Here is an 18,639-nt window from a genome sequence, read left to right on the forward strand (position 1 = left end):
ATCTGAAAGTAGAAGTTAATTACGTGGGTGGGTCAGTTTTACTTCGGCGATAACGTCGATAAGTGGGTCAATTTTAAACTGGCGTTGACAGCAGCACTGTATTGCTTAATAAACTGGGTTCTCGAATGGCATTTCAATGCAGCAGAGTGGCACTTTTCTTTTGTCCAGTAGTTTCTTGGGTATCGTTCATTTGTCATATTAACCTCTACATTATTGAAATAATGCCATATATGGTACTAATGCAACAAATCCTGTTCGTGGGGAGTGAAAGCAGAACTTTGGACTTAAAATGGAGGAAGTATGGGACACCAAGTGTGACACTTGCACATAAAAAACGGTGCCATACAATAACATAAGCTATTGATATAGCACCGTTTCCAAATGTTTGGTGGGGCTGGCGTGAAACGCCTTATCACTCACTATTTTTTGCCATTAATGATTATCTTTATCAAGGTTCTTATTACAAACAAGATAGCTATGCGTATGGGGTAGAAGCGAAAGCTCTCCCCATTAGTGCATGGATTGCACCTGATGTATAAGTTATTTTGAGGCAAAATTCGATTAATCGGTTGCGGATGAGTCTTTGATCTAAATTATAAAGGGGCAGAAGCAAGCTTGCCACATACAGTTCTTAGCTTTAAACTAACGTTGAGAGCCTCGGGTATCCCTGCTTTTTCTTGGATGTACTATTTACTGTCTGGCCAGAAGTAATTGTATCGAATTGAACTTGGCTTAATTGCAAAGCAGACCACCGAGGACATATGATAAGTCTAGGTGCTTTCCCTTCCATATACTTTGGTGATAAAACACCCGACGCTGCACACAGAATGTGTTCCCTCTTCGTTTTGAATGACAAACATTCTGTAGCTGTTTACAAAGCCATAGGCATTGCCTGTGGCTTTGTCGTATCTGGGACTAAAAAAACTGGTGCAACAGGCTTACACACAAATTAATCTATTGATAGTTTCTTATGCTCTAAACGTTTAGGGGCAAAAGTGTGTCGCTTCGCGCAGTCAACACAATAGTCTGCCCCTATAGTGTGTTAATCAGAAGCACGTATCCCCCTTCTTACAGAAAGCAATATTTCAGGTGGTTTTAACTTCACATCGCAACCTGCGCATCGCAACTTGCGATGTGGGTAATCACTTAAGAAGCACCCGCGTAAACTACAAAGGATTAGTAATTAAAGTCAATAACTTAAACCTAATAACACTATGGTATTACTAATAATTAGGCTTCGAGTTGAGAGAGCACATCGCATAAAAAAGCTCTCCAGAATTGAGAGCTTTGATGGGTTATCGGTAGTATTGGTTTTGGCGCTTCGAGTTATACTTCCAACTTTTTGCTAGGCCATACACATAAGACGGGTAGTCGTCCCATGGGTTAGCTAATGCTCTTCCTCGCGTGGCGCGCAGCTTAACTGGGTACTCTCTGCACTCAATCTTATGAAGAAAGTAATAGCTCTTTTCCTGCTTGGTAGAAAAGTGCTTGTGGGTTCCACTACGAACGCTCGGATAAAGATCCAAAAGGTGTTGGCGCTGGTATTTAATGCGCTCTCGGTACTGCTGTTTTAGCTGTTTCATTTGCCCTCCAGGTTTACATTACCTAGAAGGGGTCCTCTGCAAAGTAATTCATTCTGGCCTCCCCAATGTGCCTTTAGTGAAAATGTAGCCTATGGTTTCTTCAATTACATGGAAGAGAAAGCCGAGATCACTCTCTGCTTAAATGCCCCAAGTCGAAGCTCATCAAACATTCCTAATGCTCCATAGAGACTATTTGAACTTTCTGTACTGCTTTCCCAAGATACTGTTGTTCTCGCGCTGTTTTGGGGCTCAAGCGGAGGCGCGACACTAAAGCTATTTCGTCGACCAGAGAACTCTGTTTCGATAGGTTTCCCCATACTTACATAGAGACGAGACTCAGGAATATCCTGTTCAATCCTTTCAGAAAACTCAATCAGGCTTTGCTCTGCAAAAGTGAATAACCACGCTTGTTGGTTTATTGTATTATTCACACGAAGTATTCGTCCGAGCACCTGCCTGAAATACAATTCAGTTTTGACTGAACTCATATGGCAACATACTTGAAGGCGCGGAATATCAGTACCCTCACTGATCATACCTACACTAACAATCCATTGTGCGTCGCTTTGTCGATAACGCTCTATTTCTGCTAGCGGCTCTTCATGTCGATAAGTGACGATAGAAACGGTTTGCCCAAACTTTTGAGATAGTATCTCTTTGATTGTTTGCGCATGTTGAACCGAAGCTGCAACAATCAGCCCACCGGCATTGGGTGATCTGAGACGTACTTTTTCTAGCTGCTCACATCCTAAACCGAGTAGATATTCCATCGCCTCTTGGTTGTGAATAACACTCTGGTAGGATGCTTTTGTCTGTTTAAGCATCTCTAATATTGATGAAAAGGATTCGACTTTTTCTCTACTACTAACAGACAAGTGTTCATTATCAACCAAGACGATTTTGGGCGTTCTACAAACACCATCAGCTATAGCTTGTTTAAGAGTGTATTGGTAATCGACAAGAAGCTGTCCGTCTGGGTCGCTGTACTCACCCATCACAATGGGTAAAGAGTCTGAACGCCACGGTGTACCTGAAAGTGCGAGGGTAAAAGTAGCAAGCCCTTGAATCTTAGTGAGAACTTGCTGCCCCCAAATGTTCGCATTTTCAACCTCAGAGCCAGAGCAATGGTGTATTTCATCAAAGACAACAAAGACCCTGTGATTCCGCAATGTTTGCCAAAATTCGTCATTGAGGAATTGGATAGATTGGTATGTTAAAGATTGCCCGACAGATCCCATGCCACCATTAAACGTACACTTAAGTCTCGACGAAAAGGTTCTTTTTATACCATCAGAAACCGTCAACGATGGTGAGAAGCACAATACAAGGTCTACCATGTCACTTTGTAACAACCTTGACGCAATATTAGCGGCAAGCACTGTCTTACCTGCTCCAGGTGTAGCTTGGCAAAAGAAATGGGAGCAGTTGGATTGATATTTTTTCAACGCTCTGTCAGAGCATTCACTTTGCCACTTCCTTAACACGGTTCATTTCCTTCATAGAGAGTATTAAGAACCTTTGTTAAAACGTTCACTTTTCCGAGCAATAAAGCGGCGCGCTCTTTAGCCTCTTGATGCAAAGGGGCCAGTTTATTCTCTAGCTCAGGAAATCGAGATACGATCGACTGATACTCGTCAATCTCCCCAAGTATTATTTCCAATTCGCCCTTATATTCGTTACGTTCATTGCTTAAAATGGAATAGTTTTGAATGGGTACTTTAGGCTTCATATCCGCTTGGTTATTCGTTGTTACATTGTTATGTAACTCTTTAAATTGTTGCGTTTGAAAGTAGCGTTTTTTCCGGCCTGAGCCCTCACTTCGCAACCAACTTTTCTTTTCAAAGTGAAAAATTGCTCGGTACACCTTTTTGTGAGCTTCGGCAGAATTGGAGTCCACATTATCAAGGGATAGCCACAAATCTCTCGCTTCTAGCACGGTGAATCCATCTAACCCATTTTCTATCAATAACTTGTGCATGACAGCACTAATTCTTCGAGCCCGTTTCATTTCCAAAATTACACCAACCAAAAACTAAGGATTGCTTAGTATACAGAAATCCATAAAACTAAGAAAATCTTAGTTAACTTGAGATCAGAGAAATGAAATCTAAGTGTCATTTAAAAACCCAATCCCAGAGCGACTCAAACAAGCTCGAAAAAAAGCAAAGCTCTCTCAAAAATCCCTGGGAGAAAGCATAGGTATGGATGCAAGTTCAGCAAGCCCTCGAATGAATCAATACGAGAAAGGCAAGCACGCCCCAGATGTTCAAACCTTAAAGCTAATCGCCGATGAGCTTGGTGTGCCGCTCAATTATTTCTTCTGTGAAGATGAAAGCTCTGCTGAACTGGCGTGCATGATCTATGAAATGACAGAGAGCGAAAGAAAGAAACTTATTGCAGCACTGAGCCAGAAGAAAGACTTATAATAAGAGAGTTTACTTTAAGTAATACTGATGTTGCTTATGGCGGGAGAGTGAAGTAACGGCAAATTCAAAAGTTATGAACAAAGCTCTGGGTTTAGGTATGCTTATTAAGAACTTAACAGGTAGGTTATGTGAGGTAAGTGATTCCAGCCTGATTTTAAGTAATAACGTAGTGATAGCGTCTTATGCTATCCAAATTGTCTATGAGGTTCGTATCTATGCAGTTTCTGGACATTTCTGTGTCAATGATTTTGCTAAATTAGCAATTCATGAATAAGTTTTTATAAGGCAAATTCGCCAATTAATACGTCTTCGTACAGTGCGTACTTTGCCTGATTATATTTAATAGTGTGCATCTTATAAATGCAGTGCAACCTCTTGTATTTAGGGGTTTTATCATTGAAGCATTGCAAAATGAGTAAGAATTACATTTTTCGAGAGTTAGAGTGCCAAATGACAAAGGAAGAGATCGCTGAACTGTGTTTTAAATCTGTGAGAACCGTCGCAGGTTGGGGTGAGGAAACCCCAATACCTCCCGAATGCAAAAGGCTTGTGCGCATGGCAAAAGGTTGGGAACTCAGTCAGAACTAGAGATTAAGACCTCGACTCACTTACTCCAATTGGCTAGAAGCATTGCGAAGATAAGGCCATAGAGAACGTTTATTCTCAAGCGTTCGGCAAATGATCTAAGTCGCAGTTAATGCGATATGACAATGCTAGATTAACTCACCTTATAAAAAGATGAGTACTATTATGAAAAAGTTGTTATTACTCGTTGGTTTAACTATTTCTACGGTTTCCATGCCGACATTGAGTCATCCTGGCCGAACAGCTTCAGACGGTTGCCATTATTGCCGAACAAACTGTTCAGCTTGGGGAGTTCCAACAGGGTCAAGACATTGTCATGTTCATGCTGAACCTACTAATCAAGATCTAGAAAGTTCTGAGATAGTAAAAAAGCATAGCGATGACGATGGAATGTTTGTAACTCTAAAGCATGACGATGTATGGACAACATTTATATCAACAGCAGTAAAAGCTGACGATAATTAGCAAAGTGCTTCGAATGTCCCTTGATTTTGATAAGCCGGACTCATTGAGTTCGGCTTTTTTCGATTGAGCACTTGTTAGAACTTTATATGTTCTTCAATAACTTAAGTCTTTCTAATTCAAAGTCAAACTCATCAATTCGTGGAGGCTCTTGAAAAACAATTGTTCCTTCAACTGGGGAAGAATCTCTGTCGTCCCTAGTCACGATGCTGAAGACTATTTCCATCATTTGATGAAAACCATCTCTGATACTAAGAACCCACCCTGATTGAATCTCATGCAACACTTTAAAGTCTGTTGGTGCAGCAATCTTCCTACTTTCAATTTCATAATCGTAGAGGTCACGATAAAACCCACTGACCAAATAAGAAAATCGGACGATGTTCATGTAATAATCTTCATCATCTTCACTAGAAGACAAATTTTGACCTAGCTCACGTATAAGGAGCTGCTTTGCAACTTCAACCAATTTGGTCATATTCTGTGGTCGTAATTGAAGCCATTTTATATATTCACTTTCATCCAAGTTATTTGACACCTTCACATGAACTCTATTGCTCAGAATGTCAGTAAGCTGTTGGTCAATTGATGAAGTGTGGTCCTTAACAATTTGATGGAATAGAGCATATTCCCAATATTTTTTTCTTTGCCTAACAATCCGCTGGACTTCTTTTGATTCTTTTTCTAATCCAATAGGGATCCTATGGCAATAGGATTTTATACAACGATATAAAGAGAAAACAAAACCTAACCCAACTAAAGCGAGTAGCATCCTAATATCGTTAAGAGCGAATTTAGGGCTATAGAATTTCGCTATTTCGAGGATGCCGAATACACCGGCTATTGATACGGTTAGATTTGCAAAAAATAGTTTCGATTGTTGCTGGATTAATCGTTTAACGTGCTCTAGTTGAGTCCAATACGTTAACGTATTTTCTGATTCACTCTCCACATTGTATTCGCCTAAATCACCTTTCATAAGACCCCATTGACGTTTAACTGGTTTTATCAATAAATGTGGAAACTCTATGCTTGAGTCTTTAGCAAGATAATAAACTAAGAATTCCCCTTTGTTAGCAGCTTATCATTATAAATCAGGTGGTTGAATCGAAACATAGAATTATTTCATGTAACTCAATGCATTACCCAATGCGCTTGGTTCCAATTAGAGTAGGGATGTGTGAGTGCTGATAGTTCAGTCGAATTTACCCCCGTGATACAACACGGGGATTCGCGACGAACAGCACGGGAGAATGGATAACTTCTAGTCGGGCAAAAACCCATGAGCAGGATATGAATGAGTAAAAGGTCTACCTTATAATGGGGCATAAACGAGTTTTAAATACCTACTGCAACAAAATACTACTGCAACAGCTTTTCCAGGTAACTGTTCCTCTTATGAGAGTGGCTAAGTGCTTCGGTAATCTGCTTCATTTCCTTGCTACTACCGACAATATGAATTTCACTTTCAGCCCTCGTAATTGCAGTATAGAGCCAAGCTCTATCAACTATTCTTCCTTTTTGCAGGGCGATAATGATGCGCGGGAACTGTGATCCTTGAGCTTTGTGCAAGGTGATTGCATAACCCAACTCCATGCAGTCTAGAACGGTTTGTGTTACCTCGACCTTTTCACCCGTATCCAGTGTTACTTCACCGTAACTGTCACCAGAAGGCTTGACGCTGGTTAGAGTGCCAAGAGAGCCGTTCTGAATGCCTTTCTCGTAATGATTCTGCGTGAATAAAACCGCATCATTCAAGCTAAGTGGTAGAAAGAACTTGTCGCCATTGATTTCGAATTCAAGGCTATCGCTGTTTGGATTGACCGCTTGTTGGGTGAGTTTATTAATTTCTGATACGAGCGCCTTGGTTGGAGCCATGACACGACTGCTTTCAGGGGACTCTTGGTAAAGCTCACAACAGACTTTGGCAATGTCTGTTGTGCTGGTTTCGTGAAAGTGTATTGTCCCCGTGCTTAATTGATCAGGTATCACACCTTGATTGATGAGCATTGAGTATTCAGGGATACCCGTTGAACCTTCCTGTCTCTTGACGATATCCAGCATCGTATTAGCCACCGTTTTTGCTTTAACGATATCTGCCAGTACCTTACCACAGCCGATCGGTGGTAGTTGGTCCGGGTCGCCAGTGAATATCAATCGTACAGAGGGATGAATGTGATTCACAAGGCGATACATCGTCGGCAAGTCAATCATGCTCGCTTCATCAATCACCAGTAGATGATTCGGCTGCTCAACACTTGGCTCAATCGGTTCCTTACGAAGTAACTTAGCAATAGTTGAAGTGATAAAGCCGATTGACTCATGTAGCCTCATTGCAGCGCGACCACTGAGCGCAACCGCGTGTATCTCAAAGCCGAGTTGACGGTAAGCCCTGAGAGCCGTTCTAAGTACCGTTGTCTTGCCAGTCCCAGCACCGCCAGTAATGCAGCTTACAGAGTTGTCCAGGCATGTTATTGCGGCCTCGATTTGCTTGGAGGTTAAGTCATAGGGCAGTTCCGCAGCCGCAGAGCAATAGGCAGCATTGGCGTTTTCATCAAATAAGTCATTTCGCTTAGTCAGTGCATTAAGCCGTTTGGCAACGACACTTTCCATCAGAAGTTGCGCCGTTGGGTGGTAGGCTCCTGTGTCGGGATTTAAAATATACTGAGCTTTATCATGGCCGGATTGGAATGACTGAGTGACCAGTGTTTTGTCTTTCAATAGTTTGTTGAGGTAAGGGCGCACATTGGCATGAGTGGTATAGGTGTGACCTTTTTCAATCTCTTTGCGAATAGACATTTCCAGAGCCGCGCTGAGCCTTCTTGGGTCCTCCTTCGCAACATCGCTCTTAAAATCCGTTGCCTTGATAATATCTTCAATGGCACTGAACGAAAGACCAAAGCCCATCAAAGCATAAGGATTATCTTTAATTACCTCTATAGAGGCTTCACCGTGATGCTTGAGCAGCCGTTGCTGCACACTGGCGGGGATGTTGTGCTCACTCATCCAGTTGCAATGTGCCAGATTTTTATATTTGGCGTACCCCTTAAAGAGCGCTTCCACTGAATCGTCACTCAGAATCGATGTTAGACGCTTTCTAGAGTCTGGGATGTCATTTTGCAGTGTGGCATGGAAGTCTTTACCTAAGAGCTGCCAGAGCGCCCTAGCTTTGCTTTCACCAATGCCTTTAAAGTCAGTTTCTCTTGCGATAAAACGAATGAGTTGTTCGCCAGTTTCGGGCAGCATGCATTCAACATGCTTGGGTGATTCATAAGTGTGCTGCTGCATGACATAATCACCCATCTCCATATTTTCTATCTGGCGAGCGCCTTTGACTGACCAGTGCTGACCCAGCGTTGGAAGCACAGGGATACTATCGGGGTCGGCTTTGATTGTGACGTAATACTTCCCACTATTAGTTTTGTAAGAGTCTTTCGCCAGCGGTACACCGCTGAATATCACCATCTTGTTCGAGCGATAAGGGATACTGGTGACACGCATTTGGTCTTCATGCAAAGCGCTATTCATCGTGGCATCAACCCCATTTCGGATAAAGTTTCAGATAGCTCACCAAAGCGCTCAAGTCGCTTTTCAAGCTCCCTGACCTTGGCTTTCAATTCAATGTTCTCAGCTTCTAATGACGACACCCGTTTTGAATCGAGCAGCTTTCGATTTGCTGTGTTGTCGTAGGCTTGAGGTTTGCCCTCATTTTTGTTGGCAGCGTCGCTCAACGGTGGCAGGACACCTTTGCCGCGCAGTTTATCTTCTAAGGCTTTGAGCGCTTCTTTGAGGGCAGGGTTTTGGTTTAACGCCGATTTTCCACAGCCGATGCCCTTTGCCACCTCGTTTCGATTAAGCTGACCTCGGAACATGATTTGCTTAAAGTCATCGTCCGTCTGTGTGGCTTTCCACACTTCAAATGCTTCCAAGTTTTGCTGTGCTTTCTGCTGACCACTTGCCATGTTATCTCTCGCTATATCGTAATTCGAGGTTTAGCTCTATTTCTACTTATTGCTGCGCTCAACGTCTTGTAAGGTCTTTTGAAACACATCCATGACACTTGGGTTAGTTTTGCCTATGCTGGATAACTTTTGAATGAAAGCCTGAAGCTTACCAATCTCTGACTGTGCGACCGTAAGTTGCGCTTCCAGCTGTATCACCTTTTCTGCTAAATCCACGTCTTTTTGCAAGTAAGTAAGCAATTCCTTGTTTTCAGGCGAAACAGGCTTGCCCCTTAAGACTTGCTTTTTCTGTTTGTACTCGTGCTTGATATTGGCGTACTTGTCGAGCGTTTGCCTCGTGGTTGCAATACCTAAGCTGGATTCTACTTTTGTGACTAATAAATCCCATGTTAACTTGCCTTCCCAGCTTCGAATAAGGGCCTGTATGGAAATTTGTTGGTCGGTTTCTAGTGATTTAAGTGCCATATTGTTTACCCTAGAGTGAGTCCAGAAAGCCTAAGAAATTATCCGTTGCTTCATCTTGGTTTTTGTCGTTTTTTGCCTCAATAGCAGCTTGCAGGGCTTGTTCGGCATCAGGCAACGCTAACTTTTGCTCTTCCACCGTTTGGGTCTCTAAGTTAGTGATTCTTATGCTGTTTGAGCGAGCTAGCAAGCGCACCATACGACCTTCTTCTATTGCCTCATCGGACAGCACTTCAATGAGTTTTTTTAGCATGCAAGTATTGCGATAATAGGTTTTGTACCACTTGTGCTGCCCTTCACTTGTTTCAAAGTTGATAGACGCTTGAATCCTCTCCAAGTTGTGCGTTTGCACTTTCAAATCCTTTTGGAGTAAGTCTATTGCCTCCCTATCATGGGTTACATGACAAGAAGATGAGCATAACGCACATTGCGTCTCAAACTCCGACATATAAGTACAGGGTGAGAGGGCAAGGTTTTGATCGCAAAAGCCTGTCTCATGAACAAAAGTCGGCGTTTCATTGTCGATAGCCTCATTAAATTGTTCCATGGTCGAGAGACGAAGCTTTAGCTTATTTTCGACCTCGCTTTCTGGTTCATTAGAGTAAGAGATATCCCCAATGACAGAAGCGTTTTGAGCGTCAGTGGTATGGATATAGGTCAGTGTCTGCTCGGCGCTCTTTCTGCCTGACAACATAGAAATAAGGTGGTGAGGCAGTCCTTTTTTCGCAAGAAAATCATTTTGCCAATGGCGCAGTTGGTGCGGCTTGAGCAAAAAGCTGGATGAGAACCCGTGTCGCTCAAAGAGCGTAAGCCGATTTTTATTGCCTTTTATTAGGTCGTCAGAAAAGAGGTCACTTAGCGAACTGGTTGGCACTAAAAGAAAGGGGTGTTTCACTTGGCCGCCAAACTGCTTTTGTGTGTAGGCAAATAGTGCGCTCTCAAAATCGACATGCTTAGTTTTATGCTTGTTGTAACCTTTTAGGTGAGATTGATTCATCTCGATGATGTGATTCTGAAACTCTGCCACGGTGAGTTCTTTCTTCGCTGCTGTGTACTTATCGTATTGAGACTGAATTGCGAGAGGACATCCTGTAAGCGCTTGAGAGTAAGGGCAATGTCCTTTAAACACCAGAGTGTCGAAGGCTTCAAGCTGTGCTATGGGCTTGATGAACTTTGGATTATGCGGGCTTTGTACAGCTGTTTTGTCGGTTGCCCCTTTTGTGTCAGGCGTGACGCGCACACATTTGTCACTACCGTCAAAAAAGCCGAGCAGCAAACCAAGATGTAATAGGTTGGTTGATTTGCTCATGGAAGGCTTAAGCAGGGCAATATTCTCATCGCTGGGCTTAAATTCACCGAGCACTTCTTTTAGAGGGCGGTTCGGCTTTTGATAGAACCGAGCCAGCGCTCTTGCAGGCTCTGTAGCGAGAATTGTGTAGTGCAAGGCTCTGTCTAAGCTATCGACCATTTCTGCATTAATGTGGTTTGCATTATCCTTGTACCCCTTCGAACCTCGCCAGTTGAGGTAATGCACCGTTTTTTTCTTGCCATCGACAACTTGTGTGTGAGGCTTTATGCGTTGCACTGTTAAAAGCACTTGCTCTGCGCCGATTCGATTGGGTGAAGCCATGCCAAGTGCTGCCATTGTGCAACTAAAGCTGTCTCGCTGCTCTTGCGTTGGTAATAAAAGAGGTTGCCAAGCCTCAACATTTTCCTTGTCACCATCCTGATAGGCTGGAATAACATCATAGAAGATAGCCCCGAGCGCCAGTAATGCGTTTTTCGACGGAAGCTTGTTTTGTTCCGCTTGCAATGCATCATCGCCACTTTTACGGCTAACTGTTTCGTTGGTAGTATTGATGTCGGGTTGACAGCTTTTCGCGAGCATTTTATGTTGATGCAGCCAGTTGATAAAAGGTGTTAAGTTAGCGCTGTATGTCATCAGGTTGATGGCAGATTGAATCCTTTCAAGGGTGGCGGTCGCGATATTCTCATTTAGGTGGCAAAGGAAGAGTCTTGCGGCTGTGATTTTATTTCTTTTAGAGTTTATAGATATGTTTTCTTTCAATATATCAAGTGTATAGGTGAATAATAAGTCATGCGTCTCAGGTGCTAATCGATCCTCGTCCGTGAAGCGCGTTCCCACGCTTGGCCTATTTCTATTTAGATTACAAAACAAAATATTCTGGGCTCTGTTGTCACTGTCGGTAAACGTGACAGTAATATCCTCCCATGATGCAGGCTCACCTTGAGCGTTGGTAAATCCAATCAGAGGCTGCGCTTTCTTTTTGGCGACGTAAGCGTGTTGATTATCAATATAGCGGTTAATCTGACTCATTTGCACTCTCCCACTTTCATGGTTTTTCGTTCTTCGCACAGCATAATTGTCACTCTGATATAGAGAATAATGGTTTGCAGTCGTTTAACCGTAGCGGGGTGGCCTGATTGACTATTAATCGCCAGTTTACGCTCTGCCTTATCTAAATATTGCTGATGGTTTGCGGTTTCCAAAGGTCGAAAGTTATCACAGGGATAGCACCCCATTGGGGCGGCTCCCTTTGATTGACAGCTTGAGCAGTTGGTCGGGTTAAGTTTGTGTCCCATCTCTTCATCAAACGGGCTTTTCACCTTAAAGTCAGCGTGTTGCTGTAATTCTTTCGAAGATACGCTATCAAAACGTTGTATGACACTGTTACCCGCAAAGGCTTCGTCAATTTTGACTCGTTCAGGCGCTTTTAAATCAAGGTAATTTTGTATTGCTTCTATCGTGACACCTGTAATGGCGGCAACTTGCGCAGGGCTTAACCCCATCCAAGCGGCGAGGGTTAACTGGGTATGACGCCAGCGATTATTTTTAAATTCAAGAGGCAGATGAACGAGGCGATCACTTTTAATATCGAGCTTTTTTTTGAAGAGGTAAATAATGCTGCTTATCAGAGAACCTGAAGAGGTGTGAAATGCTTCGGATGTATCGCTCACGGATTGAAAGAGACTCTCTTTTGTATCAAATTTCGCGGAGAATACACTTTGGTCTGGAAACAAGGGGAGTCGTTGCATCAGCTCTTTTGTTTCACTCTCAGAGAGGACAACGCCGCTCTTGCTCAATGAAGCGCAAAGGAAGGTTTCGTACACTTGGTAATACTGAAGCAACAATTCAGACAGATTTGGCTCCAGGCGATGAGAACGTGACTCGGCATCGACTCTAAACGCTCCATTTTTACCTTTGAAGGTTCGTAGGTGCAATTGCTCTACATCAGAAAAATGATGCTGTGTTAAAGGTTGCCAATCACGGTTGCTTTCTTTGTGCGACTTAAATGTTTGACCGACCCGCAAAAGGTCACACCATTTAATTTTAACCAGTTGGGTAGGTCTTCTTACAATTGCCACCATCAATTGGCAAGCCAGAACGTTTCTAAGGCGAGTGAAAGGCTGTGCTGTTGCAATCTCACTGCTGAGTGCATGGAGGGTTTCAATTCTTAGTGCTTCAAGAAGGTTATCACGCTCGATTTCACTGTAAGCCCCCGTTGTTTCATCAAGGATATTTTTTGAGCCACCTTGTCTGCCTAAACTCTCATTCTTAACGAGGTCATAGAGCGGAGTAAGAAGACTGCTGTTGTACACATGACTTCGTTTGCTAAATGCGGATAGGGCATCTTTTACTGTCTTTTTATAGCTCGTGAGCGTTAACCACCACGCCTCAAAAGTCGTTGGCTCTAAGTAATCGCAAATGGTTTTTAAGGTGCTGACATGCCCACTTATGCTTGAATAAGCATAATGTTTGGCAGCGTGCGCGATAGCCAGTCGTAGGTCGAGAAAGGCTTCGCTATCTAACGCATTCATCCAGCCAAGGTAAAGCGGCTTCTTGTAGCCAAGCAACCATTCATCAGAAAAGAGATCAAACTCGTAACCCGTTTCTTTTGGTTGAAAAGTTCGTTTACCTTCATAGCTTTTTTTTAAGCTTTTAAGTTCAGCGCTGTTCATTTGCTACCTCTCAGGTTGGGTACGGATTGGCTCAGGTTCTTGGATGAAATTTCAGCTACCGTCATGGCTAACTGGAACTCGTTGTAGACTGATGCCATTTTTGAATCTTCTACCCAACCCATTGCATATTTGCGAAGGTCTTCGATTTTATCCGGTGAGAACCCTTTGGCTTTGGCTTTGTTTTCAAAGATTTCATTCCACTTATGACGAAGTAGATGTGGATGTAGTGCTATCCCAACACAATCTCCAATCGTCTTAATGACTTTGTGAATTGCGTTGTAAGACATTGGCTTTCCGATAGTTCTTCCTTTTTCTGAGATGAAAACGAAATCATGTTCATGAGAGTTTGGTGTACTTTTGCGCACTGTTTCGATGTAGAGCTTAATCAGCTTCATTAAATCGTGAGAGATTGAAACAGATAATGCTTTTGTTTTGTTTGCAGCGGGAAGACGCCTTGTGTCCGTAGGGTCATCGGGGGTTCGGGTGAGCAGGAATCTAGGATTGTCCCAATCGTCCACTAAATCACTCACTTTCAATTTCAAGACAGCCCCAACACGAACACCTGTATCAATCAATATCTGAGTGATAATTTGATTTCGAAGCTTGCTCGACTTGAAGGGGTTGTTTGAAGAACGCTCTTGAATAACCTCTAATAAATTAAAAAATTTATCGGATGGAATGACCGATTCAAGGGGATCTTTTGTGATGGTATTGTCTTTTCGGGAGCTAGAAATTGCTGTACTGATGTAGAGTTTGAATTTATTAAATTGGTCATCCGTGGAGATTTGCTGCTCAGTCTCAGCTTTATCGTAGTGATGGCACACATATAAAAATTCAATGTAGGCTTTAAGACGGTTGAGGCGTTGATGAAAAGTATGCGCTGATACTTCTGGTTGACTGTTGGTTGTCGCATGGATTGCATCCCTAATTCTTTTATCGGTAAGGCTAACTACAGTGCCGCTTTCGCTCTCATCCTCAGTGTCCACATAGAATTTACAAGCACGAATATAACCGTCTATTTCCTCGATAGATAGAAAAGAGCCACTTGCTACACGCTCGACAAGGTCAATGTTCTTTTGCATGAAGAAGCAGTACAAAAATTTCAACTCATAAGCATATTTCTTTCGAGTGTAGAATGATGGTGACTGTTTTGATTTCCCCTTTTTTGAATTCACCTTTGAAAGTGGGGACTTATGATTGCCATTGAGATAAGCGTTAAGGTACAAGCAGCAAGGTAGACCACTCCCGCGAACAACTACGGGAAAAGAAGCGTTATTTATATCTTTGTATATCCTAACTTGAATACTTTCACTCAAACCAATCATTACAAAGCTCGTTATCAGTTACACATAAATATACCATATGTGCTTTTTTAATATTTGTAAAGCAAAAAAAAGGATTCCAACTGGAATCCCTATATTTATCGTACGTTAGTTCTTTACGTTTTTTTTGGTGGAGAGTACTCACACAAGTCTTCAATGATACAGCTGCCACAGCGTGGTTTACGCGCCACACAGGTGTAACGTCCATGAAGAATGAGCCAATGGTGGACATCCAGTTTGAATTCTTTTGGGATGACTTTAAGTAGCTTAGCTTCAACATCATCGACCGTTTTACCCATTGCTAGCTTAGTGCGGTTTGATACACGATAGATGTGAGTATCAACGGCAATCGTTGGCCAACCGAAGGCGGTATTTAACACTACGTTTGCAGTTTTGCGGCCAACGCCTGGAAGGGCTTCTAATGCAGCGCGATCTTCCGGTACTTCACCATTATGTAGGTCAAGCAGCATACGACATGTTTTGATGGTGTTTTCTGCTTTTGAGTTAAACAGGCCAATGGTCTTGATGTACTCTTTTAGGCCATCGACACCTAGACCGAAAATAGCCTGTGGAGTATTAGCCACAGGGTAAAGCTTATCAGTGGCTTTGTTGACGCTGACATCGGTTGCCTGCGCAGATAAGAGCACGGCGATGAGCAACTCGAAAGGGCTGTTCCAATTAAGCTCGGTTTCTGGATTTGGATTGTTTTCTCTCAAACGCTCAAGTATTTCTACTCGTTTTACATTGTTCATAGCGACATTACTTTCAAATAGTTAGGGCTTGAGTTCCGGCGAAGTTCTTTCAAACTTACTCGTTTTAAAATAACAAGTTTCGCAATGGTTCAGGCTTTATCATCGGTTACGCGCTCTTATGAGCGTCATTATTATGTGTACTTGGTCAATCTATTTACCTTCTGAGCGGTTGAGCTACTCAGCACGATTTAAGCTACTGTAACTTATCAGGCATTGGTAACGCGAGCGCGTTCAATAGCTGGTTTTTCTTGTTTTGGCTGTCTAGATTTTGCTTGGTTGTCGATGATGTTTTTCAAAGCAATCAAGAAACCAACACCAATGAAGGCACCGGGTGGTAGCAGGGCTAACAAGAAGCTGTTATCAAATTGGAATATCTGGATTCGTAACACCGAAGCCCAATCACCAAGGAGTAGGTCTGCGCCATCAAATAGAGTTCCGTTACCAATAACCTCGCGCATCGCACCCAATACAACCAGTACCGATGTCATGCCAAGACCCATCCAGAAACCATCTTGAGCAGCAGGTAAAACTTCGTTTTTAGACGCGAAAGCTTCCGCTCGGCCAATGATGATACAGTTGGTTACGATCAGCGGGATAAAGATACCCAAAGAGAGGTAAAGGCCATACGCGTAGGCGTTCATCAGAAGTTGAACACAGGTTACTAGTGAAGCAATGATCATCACGAACACTGGAATACGCACTTCTTTTGGCACATGGTTTCGAACCAAAGATACAGACACGTTCGAGCCGACTAGTACAAGCAAGGTAGCGATACCTAATCCAAGAGCGTTAGTCACAGTCGAAGAGACAGCCAACAGCGGACATAAGCCAAGGAGTTGTACTAGGGCAGGGTTATTGGCCCACATGCCATTTTTGATCAGTGTTTTATGGTCACTCATTATTCACCACCACAATTTAGAGGTTGAGCAAGCAATGCTTGGTTGTTTTGATTAACGTATTGCACCGCTTGTTTCACTGACTTAACGACAGCTCTTGGCGTAATGGTTGCGCCAGTGAACTGGTCAAAGTCACCACCATCTTTACGAACCTTCCAACGGTCAAGATTAGAATCCGTCACTTGCTTACCAGCAAATGAGAGAATCCAATCACTCACACGCAAATCAATCTTATCACCCAAACCTGGAGTTTCTTGGTGAGAAAGCACGCGAGTACCTAAAATAGTACCGTCGATCTTCATTCCAACAATCACTTTAATCGCGCCGTTGTAGCCGTCTGGGGCAATCGCTTCGATCGCAATCGCGCTTGGCTCACCATTGAGTTTAGCAATGTAAGCTGGCATCGCTTGTTCAGTCCCCAACTCTTCTGCTTGAACCAGAGTACAGGCTGAAAACAGTTCATTATCGTGCAGATCGTGCGGGATCACTTGATTAAGCACGGACAGTAATTGAGCCTGTTCTTGCTGCTTAATCTGATCTTTGGTCAGGTAGTGAGTAACGGCCACCAAACCTGTCGAAGCGCAGGCAAAAATCGCAAGTACAAGACCGTTTTTCTTAATTGCATTTAGCATGGTATCCGCTCCTTAGTGGCCGTATGTACGAGGTTTGGTGTAGTAGTCAATCAGTGGAACACACATGTTGGCTAACAATACAGCAAACGCCACGCCATCAGGGAAGCCACCCCAACTGCGGATAATAAAGACTAACCCGCCAATCAGAGCGCCAAATACCAAGCGACCTTTCACTGTCGTCGAGGCGGAAACCGGATCGGTTGCAATGAAGAATGCACCAAGCATGGTTGCGCCAGACAATAGGTGAATGGTTGGCGAAGCGGTTTCACCGGGAGTGAACATCAAGAACACTAGGCTAAATAGGGTCAAACTGGCCAGAAATGCCACTGGGATATGCCATTGAATCACGCGTTGTTTGATCAACACAAGGCCACCAACAAGGTAAGCAAGGTTTACCCATTCCCAGCCTACACCAGCTAACCAGCTAAATTGAGGTTGAGACAGAGCTTCAGAAGCCGTGTTGCCTGCCGTTAGTGCGGTTTTGAAGGCATCGAGTGGCGTCGCCATAGTGGTGCCATCAATACCAAGGCGTGCTTGTTGAAGAGACAAACCTTCATTATTGAAACCAGTAAAGATCATCAAGAAGGAGTCAACAAAGCTCGTAGCTTCAGCAGTTAAACTGGTCGGCGCATTCCAACTGGTCATTTGAACTGGGAATGAGATCAGCAAAACAACATAAGCCACCATCGCAGGGTTAAATGGGTTTTGCCCAAGGCCGCCATAAAGGTGTTTTGCGATGATGATAGCGAAGAACATACCTATCACTAGAATCCACCACGGAGAGTGTGGGGGAATAGCGACACTGAGCAGCCAAGCGGTCACAACCGCACTGTAATCTCGCAATGCCATCACAGGCGGACGTTTTCTTAGCAGCATTACAGCGGCTTCAAAGGTAACAGCAAGTGCAATAGCAAATACTAACTGGATGAGCGTACCCCATCCAAAGAAGTAGGTTTGAGCTAGTAGACCTGGCAATGCACAAATAGCGACCCATTTCATGAGTTCAGGGGTGCTTCTACGATTGTGCGCGTGCGGTGAGCTGGCGATAAAGAAGGCCACTACTCTTTCTCCTCATTATTCTTTTTGTCTTGCTCTTGCTGCGTCTTTCTTGCTTTAGCACGAGCAATCGCTGCAGCAACCGCTGCTTTTTTAGGGTCGACTGGTTCTTGTTGAGTTTCAGCCTTTAATTCAACTACAGGTTCAACCACAGATTCAGGTGTTTCTGCTGATTCTTCCTGTTTCGCTTGTTGTGCCTTTCTTGCTTTAGCGCGAGCTATTGCAGCGGCAACAGCAGCTTTTTTAGGATCCACTGGTTCTGATTGAATTTCAGCTTCCACTTCTATTTCAGGAGCGATTGCTTCTGCTTCGACCTGCTTAGCTTGCTGTGCTTTCTTCGCTTTGGCGCGAGCAATAGCTGCAGCGACTGCATCTTTTTTTGCATCACCAGAGCTTTCAGCTGAAGCTTCGCTTTTTGTTTGAGTAGAAGATTCAGCTTGTTGTGCTTTCTTTGCTTTAGCGCGAGCAATAGCCGCAGCGACAGCATCTTTCTTAGCATCGCCAGAACTTTTAACCGGAG

Annotated in this window: 16 protein-coding genes and 2 pseudogenes; 3 read left to right on the forward strand and 15 right to left on the reverse strand. The window is 43.4% G+C overall.

The annotated features are described in order from the left end of the window. Positions 1 to 1,295: 1,295 nt before the first annotated feature. The 3 genes from AB6D80_RS05070 to AB6D80_RS05080 form a co-directional block, all read right to left on the reverse strand. Positions 1,296 to 1,583, reverse strand: coding sequence for a hypothetical protein (locus AB6D80_RS05070; RefSeq protein ID WP_061026029.1), 288 nt, complete (start codon positions 1,581 to 1,583; stop codon positions 1,296 to 1,298). A gap of 104 nt (positions 1,584 to 1,687) precedes the next feature. Further along, positions 1,688 to 3,067, reverse strand: coding sequence for a DEAD/DEAH box helicase (locus AB6D80_RS05075; RefSeq protein ID WP_372187908.1), 1,380 nt, complete (start codon positions 3,065 to 3,067; stop codon positions 1,688 to 1,690). Next, positions 3,061 to 3,591, reverse strand: a complete 531-nt coding sequence (locus tag AB6D80_RS05080; RefSeq protein WP_102446185.1) for a hypothetical protein — start codon at positions 3,589 to 3,591, stop codon at positions 3,061 to 3,063. The genes AB6D80_RS05075 and AB6D80_RS05080 overlap by 7 nt, the downstream gene beginning before the upstream one ends. 103 nt (positions 3,592 to 3,694) lie before the next feature. Here AB6D80_RS05080 and AB6D80_RS05085 point away from each other — a divergent pair, with 103 nt between their 5' ends. The 3 genes and pseudogenes from AB6D80_RS05085 (at position 3,695) to AB6D80_RS05095 (ending at position 5,059) form a co-directional block, all read left to right on the forward strand. Then, positions 3,695 to 4,009, forward strand: a complete 315-nt coding sequence (locus AB6D80_RS05085) for a helix-turn-helix domain-containing protein (protein ID WP_061026023.1) — start codon at positions 3,695 to 3,697, stop codon at positions 4,007 to 4,009. A 396-nt stretch (positions 4,010 to 4,405) separates the two neighbouring features. Next, positions 4,406 to 4,659 (forward strand): annotated as a pseudogene (locus AB6D80_RS05090) (regulator). Between the two features lie 100 nt (positions 4,660 to 4,759). Then, a complete protein-coding gene (locus AB6D80_RS05095) occupies positions 4,760 to 5,059 on the forward strand; it encodes a hypothetical protein (RefSeq protein WP_133151211.1) in 300 nt (99 codons plus the stop codon). A gap of 82 nt (positions 5,060 to 5,141) precedes the next feature. Here the strand turns inward: AB6D80_RS05095 and AB6D80_RS05100 are convergent, their stop codons facing one another. The 12 genes and pseudogenes from AB6D80_RS05100 to AB6D80_RS05155 all read right to left on the reverse strand — a co-directional run. Continuing rightward, positions 5,142 to 6,035: a hypothetical protein gene (locus tag AB6D80_RS05100; protein WP_146458005.1), complete on the reverse strand. Its 894-nt coding sequence runs from the start codon at positions 6,033 to 6,035 to the stop codon at positions 5,142 to 5,144. 383 nt (positions 6,036 to 6,418) lie between these two features. Beyond that, on the reverse strand, positions 6,419 to 8,584 hold the full coding sequence (locus tag AB6D80_RS05105) for an AAA family ATPase (protein WP_372187910.1): 2,166 nt from the start codon (positions 8,582 to 8,584) through the stop codon (positions 6,419 to 6,421). Beyond that, the gene (locus AB6D80_RS05110; RefSeq protein WP_061038808.1) at positions 8,581 to 9,018 is read right to left on the reverse strand and encodes a VPA1267 family protein; all 438 of its coding nucleotides are present in this window, start codon (positions 9,016 to 9,018) and stop codon (positions 8,581 to 8,583) included. The genes AB6D80_RS05105 and AB6D80_RS05110 overlap by 4 nt, the downstream gene beginning before the upstream one ends. Before the next feature lie 42 nt (positions 9,019 to 9,060). Beyond that, positions 9,061 to 9,483 carry a hypothetical protein gene (locus tag AB6D80_RS05115; RefSeq protein WP_102266967.1) on the reverse strand — a complete coding sequence of 141 codons (423 nt, stop codon included), beginning with the start codon at positions 9,481 to 9,483 and terminating at the stop codon, positions 9,061 to 9,063. Between the two features lie 10 nt (positions 9,484 to 9,493). Continuing rightward, positions 9,494 to 11,818: a hypothetical protein gene (locus AB6D80_RS05120; RefSeq protein ID WP_372187912.1), complete on the reverse strand. Its 2,325-nt coding sequence runs from the start codon at positions 11,816 to 11,818 to the stop codon at positions 9,494 to 9,496. After that, positions 11,815 to 13,461, reverse strand: a complete 1,647-nt coding sequence (locus AB6D80_RS05125; RefSeq protein WP_372187913.1) for a hypothetical protein — start codon at positions 13,459 to 13,461, stop codon at positions 11,815 to 11,817. Before AB6D80_RS05125 ends, AB6D80_RS05120 begins: the two co-directional genes overlap by 4 nt. Next, entirely contained in the window at positions 13,458 to 14,786 is a 1,329-nt protein-coding gene (locus AB6D80_RS05130) for a site-specific integrase (protein ID WP_229633079.1), read from the reverse strand. Before AB6D80_RS05130 ends, AB6D80_RS05125 begins: the two co-directional genes overlap by 4 nt. 113 nt (positions 14,787 to 14,899) lie before the next feature. After that, on the reverse strand, positions 14,900 to 15,535 hold the full coding sequence (gene nth / locus AB6D80_RS05135; protein WP_372187915.1) for an endonuclease III: 636 nt from the start codon (positions 15,533 to 15,535) through the stop codon (positions 14,900 to 14,902). A gap of 206 nt (positions 15,536 to 15,741) precedes the next feature. Further along, positions 15,742 to 16,434: an electron transport complex subunit E gene (locus AB6D80_RS05140; protein ID WP_017088559.1), complete on the reverse strand. Its 693-nt coding sequence runs from the start codon at positions 16,432 to 16,434 to the stop codon at positions 15,742 to 15,744. Next, positions 16,434 to 17,063: an electron transport complex subunit RsxG gene (gene rsxG, locus AB6D80_RS05145; protein WP_017098008.1), complete on the reverse strand. Its 630-nt coding sequence runs from the start codon at positions 17,061 to 17,063 to the stop codon at positions 16,434 to 16,436. The genes AB6D80_RS05140 and rsxG overlap by 1 nt, the downstream gene beginning before the upstream one ends. Positions 17,064 to 17,075: 12 nt before the next feature. After that, positions 17,076 to 18,122, reverse strand: a complete 1,047-nt coding sequence (gene rsxD, locus AB6D80_RS05150; protein WP_371995577.1) for an electron transport complex subunit RsxD — start codon at positions 18,120 to 18,122, stop codon at positions 17,076 to 17,078. Beyond that, positions 18,122 to 18,639: pseudogene (locus tag AB6D80_RS05155) on the reverse strand (electron transport complex subunit RsxC); the annotation flags it as partial. The gene rsxD and the pseudogene AB6D80_RS05155, both read right to left, overlap by 1 nt.

The sequence above is a fragment of the Vibrio sp. 10N.247.310.17 genome (assembly GCF_041466605.1).
Classification (GTDB): domain Bacteria; phylum Pseudomonadota; class Gammaproteobacteria; order Enterobacterales; family Vibrionaceae; genus Vibrio; species Vibrio tasmaniensis_A.

What these genes read in the sequence shown, in the direction of transcription:
- AB6D80_RS05070 (WP_061026029.1), bottom strand. Translation starts at nt 1,583, where the DNA reads ATGAAACAGCTAAAACAGCAGTACCGAGAGCGCATTAAATACCAGCGC.
- AB6D80_RS05080 (WP_102446185.1), bottom strand. Translation starts at nt 3,591, where the DNA reads ATGAAACGGGCTCGAAGAATTAGTGCTGTCATGCACAAGTTATTGATA.
- AB6D80_RS05095 (WP_133151211.1), top strand. Translation starts at nt 4,760, where the DNA reads ATGAAAAAGTTGTTATTACTCGTTGGTTTAACTATTTCTACGGTTTCC.
- AB6D80_RS05100 (WP_146458005.1), bottom strand. Translation starts at nt 6,035, where the DNA reads ATGAAAGGTGATTTAGGCGAATACAATGTGGAGAGTGAATCAGAAAAT.
- AB6D80_RS05105 (WP_372187910.1), bottom strand. Translation starts at nt 8,584, where the DNA reads ATGAATAGCGCTTTGCATGAAGACCAAATGCGTGTCACCAGTATCCCT.
- AB6D80_RS05110 (WP_061038808.1), bottom strand. Translation starts at nt 9,018, where the DNA reads ATGGCAAGTGGTCAGCAGAAAGCACAGCAAAACTTGGAAGCATTTGAA.
- AB6D80_RS05115 (WP_102266967.1), bottom strand. Translation starts at nt 9,483, where the DNA reads ATGGCACTTAAATCACTAGAAACCGACCAACAAATTTCCATACAGGCC.
- AB6D80_RS05120 (WP_372187912.1), bottom strand. Translation starts at nt 11,818, where the DNA reads ATGAGTCAGATTAACCGCTATATTGATAATCAACACGCTTACGTCGCC.
- AB6D80_RS05125 (WP_372187913.1), bottom strand. Translation starts at nt 13,461, where the DNA reads ATGAACAGCGCTGAACTTAAAAGCTTAAAAAAAAGCTATGAAGGTAAA.
- AB6D80_RS05130 (WP_229633079.1), bottom strand. Translation starts at nt 14,786, where the DNA reads ATGATTGGTTTGAGTGAAAGTATTCAAGTTAGGATATACAAAGATATA.
- nth (WP_372187915.1), bottom strand. Translation starts at nt 15,535, where the DNA reads ATGAACAATGTAAAACGAGTAGAAATACTTGAGCGTTTGAGAGAAAAC.
- AB6D80_RS05140 (WP_017088559.1), bottom strand. Translation starts at nt 16,434, where the DNA reads ATGAGTGACCATAAAACACTGATCAAAAATGGCATGTGGGCCAATAAC.
- rsxG (WP_017098008.1), bottom strand. Translation starts at nt 17,063, where the DNA reads ATGCTAAATGCAATTAAGAAAAACGGTCTTGTACTTGCGATTTTTGCC.